18 protein-coding genes and 2 pseudogenes are annotated in these 17,426 nt (G+C 49.3%); 13 read left to right on the forward strand and 7 right to left on the reverse strand.

Annotated features, from left to right (window positions below; all coding sequences use genetic code 11):
• Both OGX92_RS14770 and OGX92_RS14775 read left to right on the forward strand, forming a co-directional pair.
• Positions 1-63: IS1 family transposase (locus OGX92_RS14770; protein ID WP_071603212.1), on the forward strand; the 63-nt coding region annotated here is incomplete at its 5' end.
• Between the two features lie 26 nt (positions 64-89).
• Positions 90-248 carry a 4Fe-4S binding protein gene (locus OGX92_RS14775; protein ID WP_353622208.1) on the forward strand — a complete coding sequence of 53 codons (159 nt, stop codon included), beginning with the start codon at positions 90-92 and terminating at the stop codon, positions 246-248.
• A 213-nt stretch (positions 249-461) separates the two neighbouring features.
• Here OGX92_RS14775 and OGX92_RS14780 read toward each other — a convergent pair whose 3' ends face one another.
• Positions 462-1,667 carry a MalY/PatB family protein gene (locus tag OGX92_RS14780; RefSeq protein WP_023063506.1) on the reverse strand — a complete coding sequence of 402 codons (1,206 nt, stop codon included), beginning with the start codon at positions 1,665-1,667 and terminating at the stop codon, positions 462-464.
• 31 nt (positions 1,668-1,698) lie between these two features.
• Complete coding sequence (locus OGX92_RS14785; RefSeq protein ID WP_032296056.1) at positions 1,699-3,006, reverse strand: aromatic amino acid transport family protein; 1,308 nt, start codon at positions 3,004-3,006, stop codon at positions 1,699-1,701.
• A gap of 208 nt (positions 3,007-3,214) precedes the next feature.
• Here OGX92_RS14785 and OGX92_RS14790 point away from each other — a divergent pair, with 208 nt between their 5' ends.
• Entirely contained in the window at positions 3,215-3,676 is a 462-nt protein-coding gene (locus OGX92_RS14790; protein WP_040229972.1) for an Lrp/AsnC family transcriptional regulator, read from the forward strand.
• 149 nt (positions 3,677-3,825) lie between these two features.
• Here the strand turns inward: OGX92_RS14790 and OGX92_RS14795 are convergent, their stop codons facing one another.
• Positions 3,826-6,810, reverse strand: coding sequence for a Tn3 family transposase (locus tag OGX92_RS14795; protein ID WP_286586727.1), 2,985 nt, complete (start codon positions 6,808-6,810; stop codon positions 3,826-3,828).
• A 158-nt stretch (positions 6,811-6,968) separates the two neighbouring features.
• Between OGX92_RS14795 and OGX92_RS14800 the strand changes: the two genes are divergently transcribed.
• From OGX92_RS14800 to OGX92_RS14815, 4 genes are all read left to right on the forward strand, one after another.
• Positions 6,969-7,553: a recombinase family protein gene (locus OGX92_RS14800; protein ID WP_008502231.1), complete on the forward strand. Its 585-nt coding sequence runs from the start codon at positions 6,969-6,971 to the stop codon at positions 7,551-7,553.
• A gap of 184 nt (positions 7,554-7,737) precedes the next feature.
• Positions 7,738-8,295 carry an OsmC family protein gene (locus tag OGX92_RS14805; RefSeq protein ID WP_000108589.1) on the forward strand — a complete coding sequence of 186 codons (558 nt, stop codon included), beginning with the start codon at positions 7,738-7,740 and terminating at the stop codon, positions 8,293-8,295.
• 141 nt (positions 8,296-8,436) lie between these two features.
• Positions 8,437-9,018 (forward strand): TetR/AcrR family transcriptional regulator, encoded by a 582-nt coding sequence (locus OGX92_RS14810; RefSeq protein ID WP_008502230.1) that lies wholly within the window; start codon positions 8,437-8,439, stop codon positions 9,016-9,018.
• 4 nt (positions 9,019-9,022) lie between these two features.
• A complete protein-coding gene (locus OGX92_RS14815) occupies positions 9,023-9,361 on the forward strand; it encodes a carboxymuconolactone decarboxylase family protein (protein ID WP_000888080.1) in 339 nt (112 codons plus the stop codon).
• Positions 9,362-9,390: 29 nt separating this feature from the next.
• Here the strand turns inward: OGX92_RS14815 and OGX92_RS14820 are convergent, their stop codons facing one another.
• Entirely contained in the window at positions 9,391-9,720 is a 330-nt protein-coding gene (locus OGX92_RS14820) for a thioredoxin family protein (RefSeq protein WP_008502229.1), read from the reverse strand.
• A gap of 212 nt (positions 9,721-9,932) precedes the next feature.
• On the opposite strand from OGX92_RS14820, the gene OGX92_RS14825 reads away from it, so the two are divergent.
• The 3 genes from OGX92_RS14825 (at position 9,933) to OGX92_RS14835 (ending at position 12,645) form a co-directional block, all read left to right on the forward strand.
• Positions 9,933-11,039, forward strand: coding sequence for an alkene reductase (locus tag OGX92_RS14825; protein ID WP_006687059.1), 1,107 nt, complete (start codon positions 9,933-9,935; stop codon positions 11,037-11,039).
• A gap of 65 nt (positions 11,040-11,104) precedes the next feature.
• Positions 11,105-11,806 carry a DsbA family oxidoreductase gene (locus tag OGX92_RS14830; RefSeq protein ID WP_008502228.1) on the forward strand — a complete coding sequence of 234 codons (702 nt, stop codon included), beginning with the start codon at positions 11,105-11,107 and terminating at the stop codon, positions 11,804-11,806.
• A gap of 65 nt (positions 11,807-11,871) precedes the next feature.
• Positions 11,872-12,645: an SDR family NAD(P)-dependent oxidoreductase gene (locus tag OGX92_RS14835; protein ID WP_001091224.1), complete on the forward strand. Its 774-nt coding sequence runs from the start codon at positions 11,872-11,874 to the stop codon at positions 12,643-12,645.
• A 185-nt stretch (positions 12,646-12,830) separates the two neighbouring features.
• Here OGX92_RS14835 and OGX92_RS14840 read toward each other — a convergent pair whose 3' ends face one another.
• The gene (locus OGX92_RS14840) at positions 12,831-14,054 is read right to left on the reverse strand and encodes a MalY/PatB family protein (protein ID WP_000872613.1); all 1,224 of its coding nucleotides are present in this window, start codon (positions 14,052-14,054) and stop codon (positions 12,831-12,833) included.
• 130 nt (positions 14,055-14,184) lie between these two features.
• Positions 14,185-15,057: a DMT family transporter gene (locus OGX92_RS14845; RefSeq protein WP_000090196.1), complete on the reverse strand. Its 873-nt coding sequence runs from the start codon at positions 15,055-15,057 to the stop codon at positions 14,185-14,187.
• 241 nt (positions 15,058-15,298) lie between these two features.
• Between OGX92_RS14845 and OGX92_RS14850 the strand changes: the two genes are divergently transcribed.
• The 3 genes and pseudogenes from OGX92_RS14850 to OGX92_RS14860 form a co-directional block, all read left to right on the forward strand.
• Entirely contained in the window at positions 15,299-16,051 is a 753-nt protein-coding gene (locus tag OGX92_RS14850) for an alpha/beta hydrolase family protein (protein WP_000734115.1), read from the forward strand.
• A gap of 26 nt (positions 16,052-16,077) precedes the next feature.
• Positions 16,078-16,391: pseudogene (locus tag OGX92_RS14855) on the forward strand (Tn3 family transposase); the annotation flags it as partial.
• A 54-nt stretch (positions 16,392-16,445) separates the two neighbouring features.
• Positions 16,446-16,775, forward strand: a pseudogene (locus tag OGX92_RS14860) (Tn3 family transposase); the annotation flags it as partial.
• A 236-nt stretch (positions 16,776-17,011) separates the two neighbouring features.
• Here the strand turns inward: OGX92_RS14860 and OGX92_RS23595 are convergent.
• A complete protein-coding gene (locus OGX92_RS23595) occupies positions 17,012-17,146 on the reverse strand; it encodes a replication-associated protein RepA4 (protein WP_502872877.1) in 135 nt (44 codons plus the stop codon).
• Positions 17,147-17,426: the final 280 nt, after the last annotated feature.

Genomic DNA, 17,426 nt, shown 5'->3' on the forward strand with positions numbered 1-17,426 from the left:
AAATCGGTGGAGCTGCATGACAAAGTCATCGGGCATTATCTGAACATAAAACACTATCAATAAGTTGGAGTCATTACCACTCTGCCTGTGTGAATCCTGTCAGACAGTGTAAACAGTGCGTGGATGTATGCCCACGACAGGCTTGCTTTATTAATGAGTCTGGACGGATGTCGGCTGACAACGAACGCTGTGATGGTTGTGGCGAATGCGTTGTCCAGTGCCCTCACAATGCTGTGACACTATATTAATGAGTCAGGGTGTCATGAAGAGAGGAAACGAGGTATTAACAGGCTATTTATATCCCTGATATTATTTTTCAGGCGACAATGTACATGCAGAGCCGTCCAGCGCGATAGAGAGTCTCCGAAAATCGGTTCAACATGCTAAATTATCCGGTATAAAGGTCGCATTGTTTAAACTGCGACCTTTTGGACGATCAGGCTGAAATTTTCAGGGATTTACTATTTCAGTGCTTTTCTTATTCTCTCTAATCCTTCTTGTATCACGGCGCGTGGACAGGCAAGATTAATCCGTATGTAACCCTCTCCATTGCTTACAAACATGTTCCCGCCTTCAAGCAGTATTCCCGTCTGGTTGGCGAAATAGAGAGAAAGCTGTTGTCTGTCTACCTGCGGTGGCAGGTATTTCTCAATATTTATCCATGCCAGATAAGTTGCATCGGGAATTTTAAAGTTTGCGTCAGGAAAGTGTTCCTGGGTAAATTTTTCTACCAGTCTGAAGTTATCATCAAGATAGTGTTTTAATTGTTCCAGCCACTCGTCGCACCGGGACCAGGCCGCTTTGGTCGCAGCCAGACTCAGTGGTGAAAGAAACTCATCATAAAGACGTAACCATTCTTTTCTGACCTTTTCATTTTTAATAAAAATATGGGACATCAGATTTCCGGCAAGATTAAAGGTTTTGCTTGGTGCCATACAGGTGATGATCTTATCAGTGTCTGGGAACAGTTTTGCCATCGGGATATGATTGATCCCATTTCTCAGTAAATCACAATGTATTTCGTCTGAAATGATCCAGACATTGTTTTTAAGGCACAACTGCCCCATTCTCATTAATTCTTGTTCTGACCAGACCTTCCCGGTTGGATTTTGCGGATTGGATAAAATGAACAGCTTAATATTTAGAGAAGGATCGGTTAGTTTTTTCTCCATATCGTTGAAGTCAATAATGTATTCATTGTCCTGTTTCAGCAAATCAGAACAGATCACTCGACGATAGCTATAGTCTCCAGCCTGCTTAAACGGCGTATAGGATGGTGTATTGATCAACACACTTTCATCCTGTTGTGTCAGTAACGGTACCAGACGGTTAAGTGCAGGAATAATGCCCGGTGAAAGCACGATCTCTGTGGTATCTATATTCCAGTCATAGCGTCTCTGGCACCAGTTGTGGAAAATATGATAGTACTCATCATCGTAAACTTTTGTGTAACCGAGTATTTTTTTATCAAGCCTCTCCTGAATCGCTGCAAGGATTTCCGGAGGTGTCGCAAAATCCATATCAGCGACCCACATTCTGACAAATTCATCGTCCTTAAAGTCAAAGCGGGCACTCTTGTCGGCCTTGAATATATATTGTCTCCACCCATCGTAGTTCAGGGCATCAGTATTTTTTCTGTTGATAATTTCATCAAAATTGTACTTCATAATTTAACCTTCTTTGGACATATATGTTTGTTTAAATGAATTTCAGGAACGGAGAAATACAGAGCAGGATGCCAGTAAAGATGATCAGATACAGAGAAAACCCTTTATATCGGTGAAGGGAGGGTACCTTGTAAACCAGATAAGCAGGGATTAAGCAACCAACAATGCCGAAAATGGGGCTGCAGATTGAGGTGAATAGCAGAACCGGCAGGTTCAGAACGATTGCCCCCCAGGCGATGGCAATAGTGAAAATGACAATACCAACATTAAGCGTTTTTTTATTGATTTTCTCTGAAGGTATAAAACGGGTCAATGCGTTCATCGCCAGTCCCTGTACAGCCTCTTTGAACCCGAGGTAAACGCCGAAGAAGGCAGTCATCAGGGCAAAGATATTCAATGCAACACCAACTGGCGTCACATACTTTGCTGCATCTCCTTCAATAAACTGTGCGGCAATAGCCAGTGCTGAAATATTTTGCTCGTAGGCTTTGACAGCTTCATCGTGACCGAGGGCGAAAGTGAATGATAATGCATAAAAGAAAACAACGATGAATAGTGTACCAAAAGCGATATTCATTGCTCTTAGCGCTTTATATCTTGCCACTTCTATAGATTTGTTTTTTGCACGATATGAAATTACCATCGGACTCAAAGACTGAATAAACAGGATTGATGTCAACGTAAATGGCAAGGTGATAATGGCGTTTTTGATTAAAATACTAAAAGAAGGGAATGAACCGATGTTTTTGGAGAGGTCCCACATGCTGACCATCATCAACCCCAGGATAAGCACTACCACCAGTTTTGATAACACCATGAAAGAGGAAATCCTGAACAAGAGCTCTTCACTACGTGAAGCAATAAGCACAAGAAATGTAATAAGAATTAGGCCATAGAAAGGGTTCTCTGATAAAAGACCCTCAGTTAAGCCAAACGTGTGTAAATACGACGCTGTATCGTTAGTCAACGCCGTAGGGTAGGCGAATATCCAGATGACCAGCATGAGAAAGTAGAGCAGACCGAGGAGCATTCCCCAGTTTTTTCCCAGATAGCCCTCGATGACACCGGGATAGTCTTTACACTCTCGTGAATCTGCCAGCGTATTGATAAACAATCTTTGAAACAGGTACATGGCCGGATAACCAATGATGGAAGAAAGCAGGAATACCCACAATCCAATAAGCCCCACCTGGACCGGTAAAAACACAATCCCGGCGCCGATAGCCATACCTATGCTTATGATAATCCATCCTACATCTGTACTGTCAAATCGGGTTAGTTTTTTCCACTCTTCTGGCGATAATGAGGCCCTGTCGATGTTCTGTTCCAATATGGTCATAGGTATATTCCTGTGTGAGGATATTTTATGGTAATTATTTACAGAGGTTTGCACTTCATAAATGATTCTACCCGGTAAGTATATTAATTATCTTTTTAAAATTAACTATTTTTACAATTTTTGGCTTATCTTATTTCTTGTTTTTATTGATTTGGTTAATTTTATTTCATAAAATTACGAATATGATTACTATCACAGGAGGTTGAACATGGTAAAGCTTGACAAAGTTGATATGCAGATTTTAAAGCTCTTGCAGGAAGATGGCAGGCTGAACAACGCTGAGATTGCCAAGCGTGTTTTTCTTTCCCCTCCAGCCTGCTGGAAACGGCTAAAGTTTTTAGAGCAGGAAGTGATAAAAAACTATCGGGCTTTTATCGAACCGAAAAGCCTTGGATACAATTTTTATGCATTCATGAATATTACATTAGATCTTCATTCCGAGGAGTGCATGCAATATTTTGAGGCAGAAATAATGAAGATTGATAATGTAATTGCCTGTCATAATATCTCCGGAAGATACGACTATCTTCTGCATCTTGTAGTAAAAGATATGGATGATTTTCACAACGTATCAATGATAAGGATACGAAAAATTGGGAATATAAAGGAGATGAATACCAGTTTCAGTATCAAGGAGATTAAATCTTTTAAGGGGTTACCTATAAAATAGATGTGTAGTGGTCAACAATAGTTGGCCACGGCTTTAGAGTTTTTCCAGAGCAATCGTTCTGATTCATTCCGCGTCAAACTACCGTTATATTGATGAGGTCTGAGCTGGCTGTAATAGGGGTCCGCTTGGAAAACGGAAATTATCCCACGCTAAGACTGTTTTTTGTACAAAGCGGTATCGACTGTACGTAATGAGCGGTATTTTCCGGATCCCAGCTTAAGATTATTACGCCAGACGTAATCTCCACTCAGATTGATATGTTCCCAGCCCAGGGGAGAAAGATGAGAGACCAGTTGCTCATTTATCGGGATACCCTTTCGTTTTAGTGACTCAATAGCTCTTTCTATATATACCGTGTTCCACAACGTGATCGCTGCTGTCAGTAATGTCAGCCCGCTGGCGCGATAACTCTGATTCTCCAGCCCACGATCCCTTATTTCACCCAGACGGTGCAAAAAGACCGCTCGCGCAAGGGCATTACGGGCCTCACCCTTATTCAGCCCCGCCTGCACGCGTCGGCGCAGACCGGGATCACGGAACCAGTCCAGCATAAATAGTGTCCGTTCGATGCGGCCAATCTCTCTCAGCGCCTTTGCCAGACCATTCTGCTTCGGATAGCTTGCCAGCTTTTTCATCATCAGTGATGCTGTTACCGTTCCCTGCTTTATAGAACTTGCCAGACGCAGCACCTCATGCCAGTGGGTTTCAATTTCCTTTAGATTCAGGCTGGTTGTCGAGATGATTGACTGAAGCCCCTGATACAACTCAGCTTTTCCATGAATAAACAGCCGTTTGTCATGAAGATCCCGGATCCTTGGCGCAAAAGCGAATCCGAGCAGATGCATTAGCGCAAAAACATGCTCAGTGAAACCTGCTGTGTCGGTGTAATGCTCTGTAATTTCCAGATCAGTTTCGTGGTACAGCAGACCATCAAGTACGTGTGTTGAATCCCGCACGCGGCTGATAACTTTGGTGTAAAACGGGCTGTATTGGTCCGAAATATGCGTATAAATCTGCACGCCTGGATCCTGACCGTATTTAAGATTGACCTGACCAGCATAACGCCCGTGACTCCCCACCCGAAAGTTCTGTCCATCAGACGATGACGTTGTTCCATCGCCCCAGAATGCCGCCAGAGGGCTTTTTTTCTGGGCATTGACCAACTCGGCCAGCGCAGCTGAATAGGTTTCATCCCTGATGTACCAGGCCTGAATGCCCTCGAGTGACGATTTGGTCGTTCCCGGACAGGATTCGGCCATTTTTGTCAGTCCAAGGTTGATACCATCGGCCAGGATGGTGGTCAGTAACAACTTTCTGTCTTTAGGTCTGACGTGATTGTTTTTGAGATGTGTGAAATGGCGGGTAAAACCAGTCCAGCCGTCCACTTCATCCAGCATTTCAGTAATTTTAGGGTGAGGGAGCATGCCATAAACCAGATCGCCAAAAGGGGATGCTGCTGAAGGGACACTGTTATCCAGCGGGGTAATTTTCACGCCTTTATCCGATATATCAACATCGGGTAAATCACCGGCCAGCGCCATCGCGTTAACTTCTTCCAGACGCGATGCAAGAAGCGTCAAACGGCTCTTGATGTATTCATGGCAATCGGCCGGAACAGCAAGGGGTAACTGGTTATCCCGGAGTGATTTTTCAAAATCGTCTGACGGGATCAGATAATCATCGAAATTCCTGTAGCGGCGTGACCCCTTTACCCAGATGTCACCTGAACGTAAGGCTCCCTTCAGTTCATTCAGCACGCAAAATTCGTAATATTTTCGGTCAATGCCGGTGGGGGTGATCACAACCTTTCTCCAGCTTTCCGGGATGAACCCGATTGGCGCGGAAGGCGGTACTTTTCGGAGTTGTTTTCTATACATATCTCTGACGGTATCCAATGCGTCACTGAGCTGCATTGCGGCGGGTGCAGCCCTGAACTGCAACACGGACAGCATCCGGGGGGCGTATTTACGCAGCGTACTGTATTTTTCTGTGATCAGATGCAACGGGTCGAAGTTGTCCTTACGTGACAGGAACCGCGTCTCTTCCACGCTGTTGATGAATTCCTGCCAGGGAAGGACGTCTTCTATTGCGGCCCAGGGATCTTCCCCGGACTCTCTGGCGTTAAGTAATGCCTGTCCGACGGTAACGTATTGCTTCAGTTTACTCTGAATCAGCTTTCCCGTTTGCTGGAGCCGCTCGGCCTGAGTACGTTTTGCCCTGCTGAACAGACTACTCAGAATACGCTCGTGCAGATCAATAACTTCGTCAGTCAGGGTGGATCTGGCCTCCGATATGATACAAACCAGCGAGGCATAACGGCGAACATCCGTGAATCTTGCCAGATCCCGGCTACTCATTTTCCTGCCTTCGCGTGCGAGTTTCAGGAGTCGGTTCTGGTGAACGGAAAGTGCAATGCCGTCAGGGAGTGCCAGCGACTCAATCGCATTTAACCGGTCGATATGTTGCAGGACATTTTTACCATTAATTTTTCCCGGAGGCTGGAGCAGCCAGGCCAGCCGTGAAGGTTGCTCACCCTCAGATACCAACAGACGGTCCAGTGCCGCTTTATGCCCTGGTTCAAGCTGCGCGGTAAGCGCAGAAAAAACCGCCCTGTCGGCAAGTGTTGTTGCTTCGGCCAGGGTTCGTTCGATCACTTCAACAGAGGGGAAAATAACCTTATTATTGTGGAGCCAGGAGAGCATTTCCTCCGCAAGTAAAAAACCTCTGTCTGTCCGCATGGCGTGGGGATAAAGGTGGCGAATACAGGTTTTTTGCAGCGCCCGGTTAAAAGGGGATAATTCCAGGTAGCGGTAGAGTTCAGCCAGATGTTCCCAGCGGGTGACCTCTCTTGATGCATACTCGGCCCACAAATCAGACTGGACTTTCAAATGAGCCGCCAGCCTGAAGACAACACAGTCGTGAGGTGAAATACTTTTGTCGGGAGGAAACCCTGGTCCTCGCAAATAACAGAGTAAAACTGCAAAGCCCAGACGGTTAGCTGGCCTGCGGTGTTTATTAATGAGCGCGAGGTCATGTTCACTCAGAAAGCACATGCGCGTCAGAAATACGTCATCATCCGGCACAATCAACAAGCGTTCTTTTTCTTCACTACTGAGCATTTGTCTCCGTGGCATAAATGCTTCCCCTGCACATAGTTCATTAAAGTTATCATTCGCACTGACCGAAACCGGTCGGTTTCGTACACCGCTTACAGCACATGTCCGAAACTTAGTGAAATTAATTTCGGACACACGTTATAATTCGGACACCTATTTCGTACGGAAAGTTTCCCATGTCACGTGTTTTTGCCTACTGCAGGGTCTCAACTCTGGAACAGACCACAGAAAACCAGCGTCGTGAAATTGAAGCGGCGGGTTTTGCCATCAGATCCCAACGACTTATTGAGGAGCATATCAGTGGCTCGGTTGCTGCCAGCGAACGCCCCGGATTTATCCGGTTGCTAGATCGCATGGAAAATGGGGATGTACTGATTGTCACCAAACTTGACCGTCTGGGTCGTAATGCGATGGATATCCGAAAAACAGTAGAGCAACTGGCGGCTTTAGATATTCGCGTTCATTGTCTCGCACTCGGAGGCGTTGACTTGACCAGTCCGGCCGGAAAAATGACTATGCAGGTAATTTCTGCTGTAGCGGAGTTTGAGCGGGATTTGCTGCTTGAGCGAACGCATTCAGGTATTGCGAGGGCAAAAGCGGCTGGAAAACGCTTCGGTCGCCCTCCCATCCTGAGCGAGGAACAAAAGCAAACAGTGACAGAGCGCCTAAATGCTGGCATCAGTATCAGTGCTATTGCCCGGGAATTTAATACCACCCGCCAGACTATCCTTCGGGTAAAGGCTGGATTGCTGCAAGAGTGAGCGGCTGGGAATATTATAAAAAAATCAAATGGTTATTATGAAATAAAACAGCCTTCTGGGTTCTTTTCCCCCTATTTTTTATAAAAGAGTAGACAAAAGAGGTTCGCGATATTAACCTACCAACTAGATGGTTGGCGCTGATTACACCAGCTATAACTTTTATCAAGAAATTACAGGAGCCATTATGTCTACTACCGTTAAACCTTCTGCAGACGCAGCTGCGATCCACAATACCCGTGAAGCAGTTCGCAGCCAGCCTGGCCTGGGTAACCTGACTTTCCAGATGAAAGCCCGTTCCAGCGGCGGATTAACCGTTCGCACAGAGACCGGCGCCACAATCCAGAACGGCGTTATCGATACCAGCCGCGTGGGGAAATTTTCTAATATCGGTGATGAACCCGCAGGTTTACTCGGCACCGATACCGGCATGAGCCCGACTGAATACATCATGCAGGCGCTGGCTGGCTGTTATACCGCCACCCTCACCATGATGGCTGCTGAAAAAGGGATCGACCTGGACGGTATCGAGCTGGATCTTAATTTCGATATCAACCTCAACGGCTTCCTTGGGCTGGACAGCAACGTGCGTAAAGGTGCGAAATCTATTCGCGTCGATGTTCACCTTACGAGCAAGACCGCCAGTCGCGAGGAGTTAGAAGCGCTGGTCAGCGAAATGCAAAAGAATTCGCCAATCCACGATACTCTGGCTAATCCGGTTGAAATGATTACACGCCTGGCGTGATGTCAGAGATGTAATGCTGCCATTCAGAATGCAGGATGGCAGTGACGTTCAGCTCTGCACGATACTGAGTCAGTGATACAACTTGCTACGGAAAAATAGCAACAATATAATCTATCAACTAGTAGATTATATGGAGTAATTATGACAACCATGACACGGGAACGGCTGCTCAGCGAAGCAGAACACCTGATGCGCGAAAAAGGGTATTCAGCATTCAGCTATGCTGATTTATCAAAAATAGTGGGTATCACCAAGGCCAGTATTCATCACCATTTCCCGACCAAAGATATTCTGGGTGAGCAGGTGGTAATACAGGCGTTCTCTGATACGCAACGCGTATTTGAGCAGATAGAGGCTACTGAGAAAAGCGCGGAGAAAAGAATTGCGGCCTACATCGATATCTTCGCGCAAAGCCATAAAGCTTCACTACTGCCACTGTGTTGTGCGTTGTCAGCAGAGACCGCCAATCTGCCTCAGGCAATTACTGTACAGACATCACTTTATTTCGATATGCAAATCGAGTGGCTCACAAAAGTCGTCAGGGCGGGCATGGAGTCAGGTGAGTTTTCATCCCATGCCGAACCATCAGATATTGCTTTGATGATCATTAATGTCTGTGAAGGCTCAAGCGTAGTGGCGCATGCAACGGCCAGACCCGAAGTCTTCGCCAACAGCCTTAAGTATATAAAACTGCTTCTTAATACCCCTCATTCAGGAGAATGACACTATGCTGGACTGGAACAACTATCGCTCAGAGTTAATGCAACGTTTAGGCGAGTTGGGCAAACTGACCCCCGAGACCATGAAAGGCGTGGTTGCCCTGGGCAACGCAGGTAACAAAACTGACCTTTTGGGCGCAAAAGTGCGTGAACTCATTGCCCTGGCGTGCGCAGTCACAACCCGCTGCGACGGCTGTATTGCTTTTCACGCCGACGCCGCTGTGAAAGCCGGTGCAACCGACGCTGAAATTGCTGAAGCGCTGGGCGTGGCGATTAACCTCAACGCTGGCGCGGCGGTCATTTATTCAGCCCGCACTCTGGATGCCGTCGGTCAGGCACGCGGTTAAGCATTAATAAATTCCACGTTAAAAGGGCATTACTGCCCTTTTTTTATGTCCGCAATCGCCTGAGCATATACCGATGCAGGTTTCACACCCGGTATGCGTTTAACTAATTGCCCTTCATGAAATATCAGCACAGACGGCAGCCCCCAGATCTCGTATTTGGTTGTCAGCACCGGCGCCTGATCTACATTGACTTTCCCCACCTGAATATCTCCATCGAGCCGGTCTGCAAACTGACTGAACATTTCTTCGCTGGCCTGACAGGGCGGACACCAGGGTGCAGAGAAACGTACCACCGATATTCCTTTGTACTGCTCTATCTGGCGGAAATTATCTTCGTTATAAGCTGTTAATGTACGCATGGTGATGACCTCGCAAAATGAGTGACAATTCAGAAATGGCTGCGTTATGACAAAAAAATACGGCACCCCCGTTGACCTACCTACTAGATGGTTGGTATATTGCCATCCATCAGATGTTTATGCAACTCCAGTGCGCGACGTCCGGTCGATGATACTTCCGGGTTGTGCAAATCCCTGCCGGGATACTCCTTTTTGTTTCTGTGAGGTATACGATGAGTAAGCTTTTCACCCCCTACAATCTGTCTGGCCTGGCGTTAAAAAACCGTGTAGTCATGGCACCGATGACCCGCACCCGCACCATGAATGACGTGCCGGATGAGGTCGTGGCTTTGTACTATGCACAGCGTGCTTCTGCTGGCCTGCTCATCACCGAAGGGATGCCGGTTTCAGAAGAAGGCCGGGGTTACCTCTATACCCCTGGTATCTACAACGACGAACACGTCCAGGGCTGGCGTAAGGTGACACAAGCGGTTCACGCCAAAGGTGGCCGTATTTTCGCGCAGCTCTGGCACGTCGGCCGTATGTCTCACGTCTCTCTTCAGCCAGGCCACATAGCGCCGGTTTCAGCGGGCACCGTTCAGGCGGTCAATACCACCGTTTTTGCGCTGACCGAATCCGGAGAACCGGGCCCGGTTGTACCAAGCCAGCCACGCGCGCTGGAAACGCATGAAGTGAAACGCATCACTGCAGACTTCGTGCACTCCGCACGCCTGGCGATGGAAGCCGGCTTTGACGGTGTGGAAATCATGGCTGCAAACGGATTCATCTTTGACCAGTTCCTCAGTAGCGAACTGAACACCCGCACCGACGAATACGGCGGCTCGGTGGAAAATCGTCAGCGTTTCCTGCTGGAGACCATTGACGCCGTGGCGGAAGCCGTGGGTAACAGCCACGTTGCCGTGCGCCTGTCACCGTTCGGCCGCATTTATGACCTCGCGCCGTATGAAGGTGAAGAGCAAACCTGGTCAGCCATCACCGACGCGCTCGGTCAGCGGGAGCTGGCTTACGTACACCTTTACTATCAGCCGGTGTACACCAAAGCGCCACTTCCGGAAGGATTCCGCCGCCGTTTTCGCAACACGTTTAAAGGCACCATCATCGCTGCCGGCGGTTTCACCCGTGATATCGCAGAGCAGGCTCTGGAAGATGATGAGCTGGATCTGGTGGCATTTGGTGTGCCCTACATCGCTAACCCGGATCTGGTTGAAAGAATGCAAAACGGCTGGCCACTGGCAGAAAGTGACCGCGCCACCTACTACGGCGTCAGTGGTTCCCCGGAAAAAGGCTATACCGATTACCCGGTCTGGCAGGCGCAATAAATCCCATACGGTCGCGGTTCTCTGATAAGTGAGACCCGACCGCCCAAGGTCTTTGAGGAATCATTATGCAAACGCTGAAACCCACCCTCACCATCGATATCTGGTCAGATTTGGTCTGCCCGTGGTGCTGGATTGCTAAGAAAAGATTTGAACAGGGTCTGAATCGCTTTGAATTTCGCGATCAGGTGGTGATCCGTCATCACAGCTACCGTCTGGCCGGTGGTACTCCCGCTATGCCTTTTAAGGATGCCATCGTTAAAAAACTGGGCAGTCAGCATTCAGCGGAGCTGATGATGAATCAGGTGGGCACCGCCGGTAAATCTGAAGGTCTGATCTACAACTTTGACGGCATGATGTTTGGTGATACAGAAGATGCACACACCCTGCTGGTTGCCGCGCGTAAGGCCGGAATTGCGGACGCGGTGGAAGAACGTTTTTATCACGGCAGTATCACCGAAGGTCGCTCTCTCTTTGACCGTCAGCAGCTCGTTGCAATGGCCGTAGAAGCCGGTATGGAGAAAGCTGACGCCGAAGCCGCTCTGGAAAATGACGATTTTCGCGCCACCGTTTCCGACGATGAAGCCCACGCACAGTCTATTGGCCTCAGCGGCGTTCCGGTTTTTGTGATGAACGAGAAATACGCCATCAGCGGGGCTCAGGGGGCAGACAACTTTTTGAATGCCCTGCGTCAGGTCTGGGATGAACAGCAAACCGAATTTTCAGCCACTGCGGGTCAGACCTGCGGAACGGATGGCTGCAGCATTTAATCCGTCAACCGCCGGCAGTTTCACGCTGCCGGCAACGTCTTACCCACCAGTAATGGAGTCTGAAAATGAATACATTTTTCAAAGGTAAAAAACTGCTTGTCGTCGGCGGCACCAGCGGCATGGGTCTCGCCGTGGCACGCATGGTACTGGAAGCGGGCGGCAGTGTGGTGCTGACCGGGAATAAAAAAGACAAAGCCGAAGCGGTACAAAAAGAGCTGAGCCCGCTGGGACCGGTGGCGGTCATCGCGGCCAACCTGATGACTGAAGAAGGTATGGAAACTATCCGTCATGAAATCAATGCCAGCCATCGCGATATCAGCCTGATGGTAAATGCCGCCGGGATCTTTATGCCGAAAGGGTTTACCGAGCACAGCTTTGCCGATTATGACATGTACTTTTCGCTGAACCGCGCCACGTTCTTTATTACGCAGGATGTCGTGAAGAACATGCTCGCCGCGAAGCTCGAAGGGTCTATCGTCAACGTCGGTTCGATTGGTGCCCAGGCAGCACTGGGTGACTCGCCGTCCTCGGCCTATTCAATGGCAAAAGCGGGTCTGCATGCCCTGACGCGTAATCTGGCGATTGAACTGGCCAGCGCGGGTATTCGTGTCAACGCTGTGTCTCCCGGGATTGTTCATACACCAATATACGAAGGCTTCATGGACAAAGCGGATATCGCTGATGCTATGAAGTCGTTGAACGATTTCCACCCGTTAGGCCGCGTCGGAACCGCAGAGGATGTGGCAAACACCATTCTCTTCCTGTTGTCTGACAAAACATCATGGGTGACGGGCGCTATCTGGGATGTCGATGCCGGCATTATGGCGGTCAGACGATAACCCCGGTACGTTGACAAGAGCCGCCCCTTTACGGGCGTCATTTTTTTGTCGCCAGAAATGTCATCAGCAGGCTTCACTCAGGATATTCACAACCTGTTCATCCGTGCCTTTTTTGTTCCCGGCACAGGGTGTTATGCCGGGTTCTGACGACATCCTGACAGGACAAACGGCCAGAGAGAAAGGGGTTATACCCTGTTAGGGGCCGGTGTCCGCAGTACCTGTGAAATTCTTTTCATCCCTGCTGTCAGCATAGTCCGTGGGCACGCCAGATTTAACCGGATATGTCCTTCCCCATTGTCGACAAACAGCAAGCCCCCTTCAAGAAGCACCCCTGACTCCCGGGCAAAATACAGCGATAAATCCTCACCCACAGTGTCGGGCAGGTAGTGGCTAATATCTATCCAGGCCAGATATGTCCCTTCGGGGATCGAGAACCTGGTTTCGGGTAAATAGCTTTTGAGGTAGTCGTGCAGGTACTGGAAATTGCCGTCAATATATTCCCTCAGATGGACAAGCCAGTCATCGCATTCACTCCACGCCGCTTTGTTTGCTGCCAGGCTCAGCGGAGAGATGAACTCGTCGTGTCTGAGACGCCACTCGCTTCTGACACCGGGATCCGGAATAATGATATTTGCCAACAAATTCCCGGCCAGATTGAATGTTTTACTCGAGGACATGCAGGTAATAATGCGTGTAGAATCAGGGAAAAGAGAGGCGGCCGGTGTATGACCGATACCACTTCGGGACAGGTCACAGTGAATTTCGTCAGATATCACCCAGATATCATTGGCCAGGCAAATTTCAATAATCCGCTTAAGTTCATCAGGCCGCCAGACTCGTCCGGTCGGGTTATGCGGATTACACAGGAAAAGAATTTTCACACGTAAGTCGGCCTGACTGGCTTTGCGTGTAAAGTCTTCCCAGTCAGGTTCCCAGCCACCTGCTGATTTTTTTAACGCCGAGTACACCACGCGACGCTGACTGTATTCACCCGCCTTTTTAAACGGGCCATATGAAGGCGTCATAATAAGAATACTGTCATCCTTGTCGGTCAGAAGCGGGACGAGACGGTTCAGCGCGGGAATAATGCCCGGAGACAGTACAATGTCTTCCGTTTTGAAACGGTGACCATATTGTCGCTCACACCAGTTGCCAAAGATTTCATAGTATTCTTCGTCGTAGATTTTAGTGTAGCCGAGTATTTTTCTATCCAGACGGTCTCTGATGGCCTGAAGAATCGGCTCTGGTGTGGCAAAAGCCATGTCAGCAACCCAGAGGTTGATTAGCCCTTCTGCCGGATACCGCATTGCAAATTCGGACTGCCCCGCAAACAGGTATTCCCGCCAGCCGTCCACGGTAAGACTGTCTGTTTTCTCTCTGCTTACGTACTCATCAAAATCATATTTCATTTCATGAACCTGCCTTAGGTGTAGTCTGAAACGTCGACCTCAGTATTCCTGTCAGTCTGATGCCGGAGCGGGAAAACTGGCTCGTGTGATTAACATAAGAGAATCATTACAACTGCATGAATTAATTGCGTTATTGAGGTTTTCTCGCCTTTGCCATCGGCTGACGGGGGGATTTCTCGCGTGTCACCATCACAATGCCAGTCAGCACTGCCAGGGCAGAAAATATCGTTCTGACCGTCAGTGATTCACCCAGGAATACCACACCCCCTAGCATTGCCAGGCAGGGAACGCTGAGCTGAAGGATACTGGCGGTAATAGAGCCGAGGGAGGGTAAAAGGGTATACCACAATACATAGGCACCGGCTGAGGCGACGGCACCGGACAGCAATGACAAAGCAATGCCTGCAGCATCAGAGTGACCCTGCTTCATAAACAGCAACGTAAGAGCGAGAGCCATCGGCGCTGCGAGAATAAAATTAGCCGCAGTTGAAGCCCCGGCAGCCTGGCCCGCCCTCCCCCTGACGGAATAGGCGGCCCAGGCTAATCCGGAAACGATCATCATAAGTGCACTGTAAAGCGGCGGTGCCTTCGTCCCGGGTAACAGCAGGGCAGCAATTCCCGTCAGAGCCAGAACTAAACCGCAAGCCCGCATAGCGGAGAGTGATTCTCCTTTAAATAATCCGTGGATCACCATCGCAAACTGTACGGCACCAAAAAGTAACAGCGCACCAGCCCCGGTATCGAGATGGATATAGGCGACAGAAAACAGCACCGCATACGCCATGAGGTAAAACCCGCTCAGCGGACGCCACAGCGATAATGTGGTCCTGGCGTGATAAAAGAGGAAGGGGGACAGGACGAATGCACCACTGGCCAGCCTGAGGCTGCTGAATGAAAGGGGATCAATGTGGCCTCCCTGCAGGGCCAGACGACACAGAATGGAGTTTGCCGCAAATGCCAGCATTGCCAGTGATATTTTAAGAATGAGCGCGCACCTGGCCATTCGAGAAGTCCTCACAAAAGCCTTGTAAACTACCATCTAGTTGGTAGCATAGCGTAAGTGATCGCCGAACAGGAAGCAATAACCAGCTTCCAAACTGGAAGGTGAGGACAGGCATTCGGAATGAATTCTGTTTCACATCCCCAGTGGAGGACGGAAAACGCGTTATGCCAGATGCAGAGCAGAAGATTATTTTTCTCCTGCGATCAAACATATGACATCAGTTTAAGGCCCGGAATATCCTATGAAAAAACTAAAATTTACGTTCAAAAATGCGGCGGGTGAAGAACTGGCCGGATTGCTTGAACTTCCTGAAAATCCTAAAGCGTTTGCGCTGTTAGCTCATTGTTTTACGTGTGGCAAAGACCTCAAAGGCGCGGCGCGTATTGCGCGGAAACTGACAGAGAAAGCTATCGCCGTTCTCCGGTTTGATTTTACTGGTCTGGGAAACAGCGAAGGGGATTTTTCCAACACCAACTTCTCATCCAATATTTCGGACCTGCTTTGCGCGGTAGATTATCTCCGCCGACAGTACGAAGCGCCTTCTTTGCTCATCGGTCATAGCCTGGGGGGATCGGCCATCCTGTCTATCGCCGGCGAAGTTCCTGAGGCAAAGGCCATTGTCACCATAGGATCACCCGGAGAACTGACACACGTAAAACGTCTTTTTAAGGATGATGTTGAAAACATTAACCAGCATGGAGCCTATCCCGTTGAGCTGGCCGGGCGGGTGTTTACGTTAAAGAAACAGATGCTGGACAATATTCAGGAACACAAAATCGCTCATAAGGTGTTCGCCATGAACAAACCTCTGCTGATTTTTCATGCGACTGAAGATGATACCGTGTTAATTGAGCAGGCCGAGAAAATATTCAAAGCAGCTAAGCATCCCAAGAGTTTCATTTCCCTGGGTAAGGCTGATCACCTTCTGACACATGCTCAGGATGCTGAATACGTTGCCGATATCATTATATCGTGGAGCGAATGTTACCTATAAACAGAGTAAATGCGTTCAAACTCGTAGCGCTGAGGGCGATTTTCTGCAGAGATCGGACGCTGTTTATGCTGGACTGATTTTGCGATAAAGGCTTAGGCCGATGCATACAGGCGGGGCTGAATAAGGGTGAGGCCCTTGGGCGAGCATCCTTCATGCACCGGCTGAATGAAATCAGGGATCTGGGGGTGGGAGGATCAGCGTTACCACGCCACCGGCGCTGACACTACATACGGCGGCGATAACACTCTGGAATACGGTTTATATAGAAAGAACCATTGAGCCGCTTAAGCAAAAAGGAGTCCCTGTTAATGAACTGCTGGTCTCTCATCCTTCTCCACTGCTGTACAAAATATAGTCTTAGCGTGGGATAATTTCCGTTTTCCAAGCGGACCCCAATAAGGGCGAGGCGCGCAACGCGCTGGCCAGGGCGGTCTTCTTCTACCGATTGGGTGAAATCCGCGACCGCAGTTTTGAGCAGCAGCGCTACCGGGCCAGCGGCCTCAATCTGGTGACGGCGGCCATCGTGTTGTGGAACACGGTCTATCTGGAGCGTGCCACCAGTGCTTTGCGTGCCCACGGCAAGGCGCTGGACGACACGTTGCTGCAATATCTGTCACCGCTGGGGTGGGAGCATATCAACCTGACCGGCGATTACCTATGGCGCAGCAGTGCCAAGGTCGGTGCGGGGAAGTTCAGGCCATTGCGACCGCTGCCACCGGCTTAGCGTGCTTTATTTTCCGTTTTCTGAGACGACCCCTGAATAGTCCATCCTGTTTTCTCCACTGCGAATCTGTTCAAAATTACGGCGCATGCTCATTATGCCGCGTAGCGGCATGGAGACGCCAGCAGGAGTCACACTGAGCGCAGTCGGTGGGAGGCGTCGTGACCGGCGCAGCCGTTACGGATTGATAGTTTCTGCCTTGCCCACCCCATTCCCTGCAAAGCCAAATCCACTAAAAGCTACTCCGGTTGATGATTTGCGCCGTCGGAGTGGTCACGACAAGGCATGGCCGAAGTCGGGGCGTATCTCCGCGTTAGCGGGCCGTTAGGGCCGCTTACGGGCGTGTACGGAAAACTGTCAGCAGCACCACCCACAGCGACACTGAATTCTAGTTACAACATCCCTTACAAAGCGGGGGGTGTTCCGGCCCTTTGGGCCGGGGCGGCGTCGGTTTGGCAGGGGTAAGGGGTGTGCACTGGGGTGGCTTTTTACGCCACCGGGGCCCGGCGCTTGGCGACGGGAGGTACTTTTGTCTTTTTTCTGAGCGCGCGGCCGGGGGCCGCTGCATGCGAAGGCATTACCGGTTTTCCCCGTTATCCACGGAAGTTATGCAGTGAACAGGAGGTCTCTTTTATGAATATAAGTAAAAGGTGA

The sequence above is a fragment of the Citrobacter sp. Cpo089 genome (assembly GCF_030332695.1).
GTDB lineage: Bacteria > Pseudomonadota > Gammaproteobacteria > Enterobacterales > Enterobacteriaceae > Citrobacter > Citrobacter portucalensis.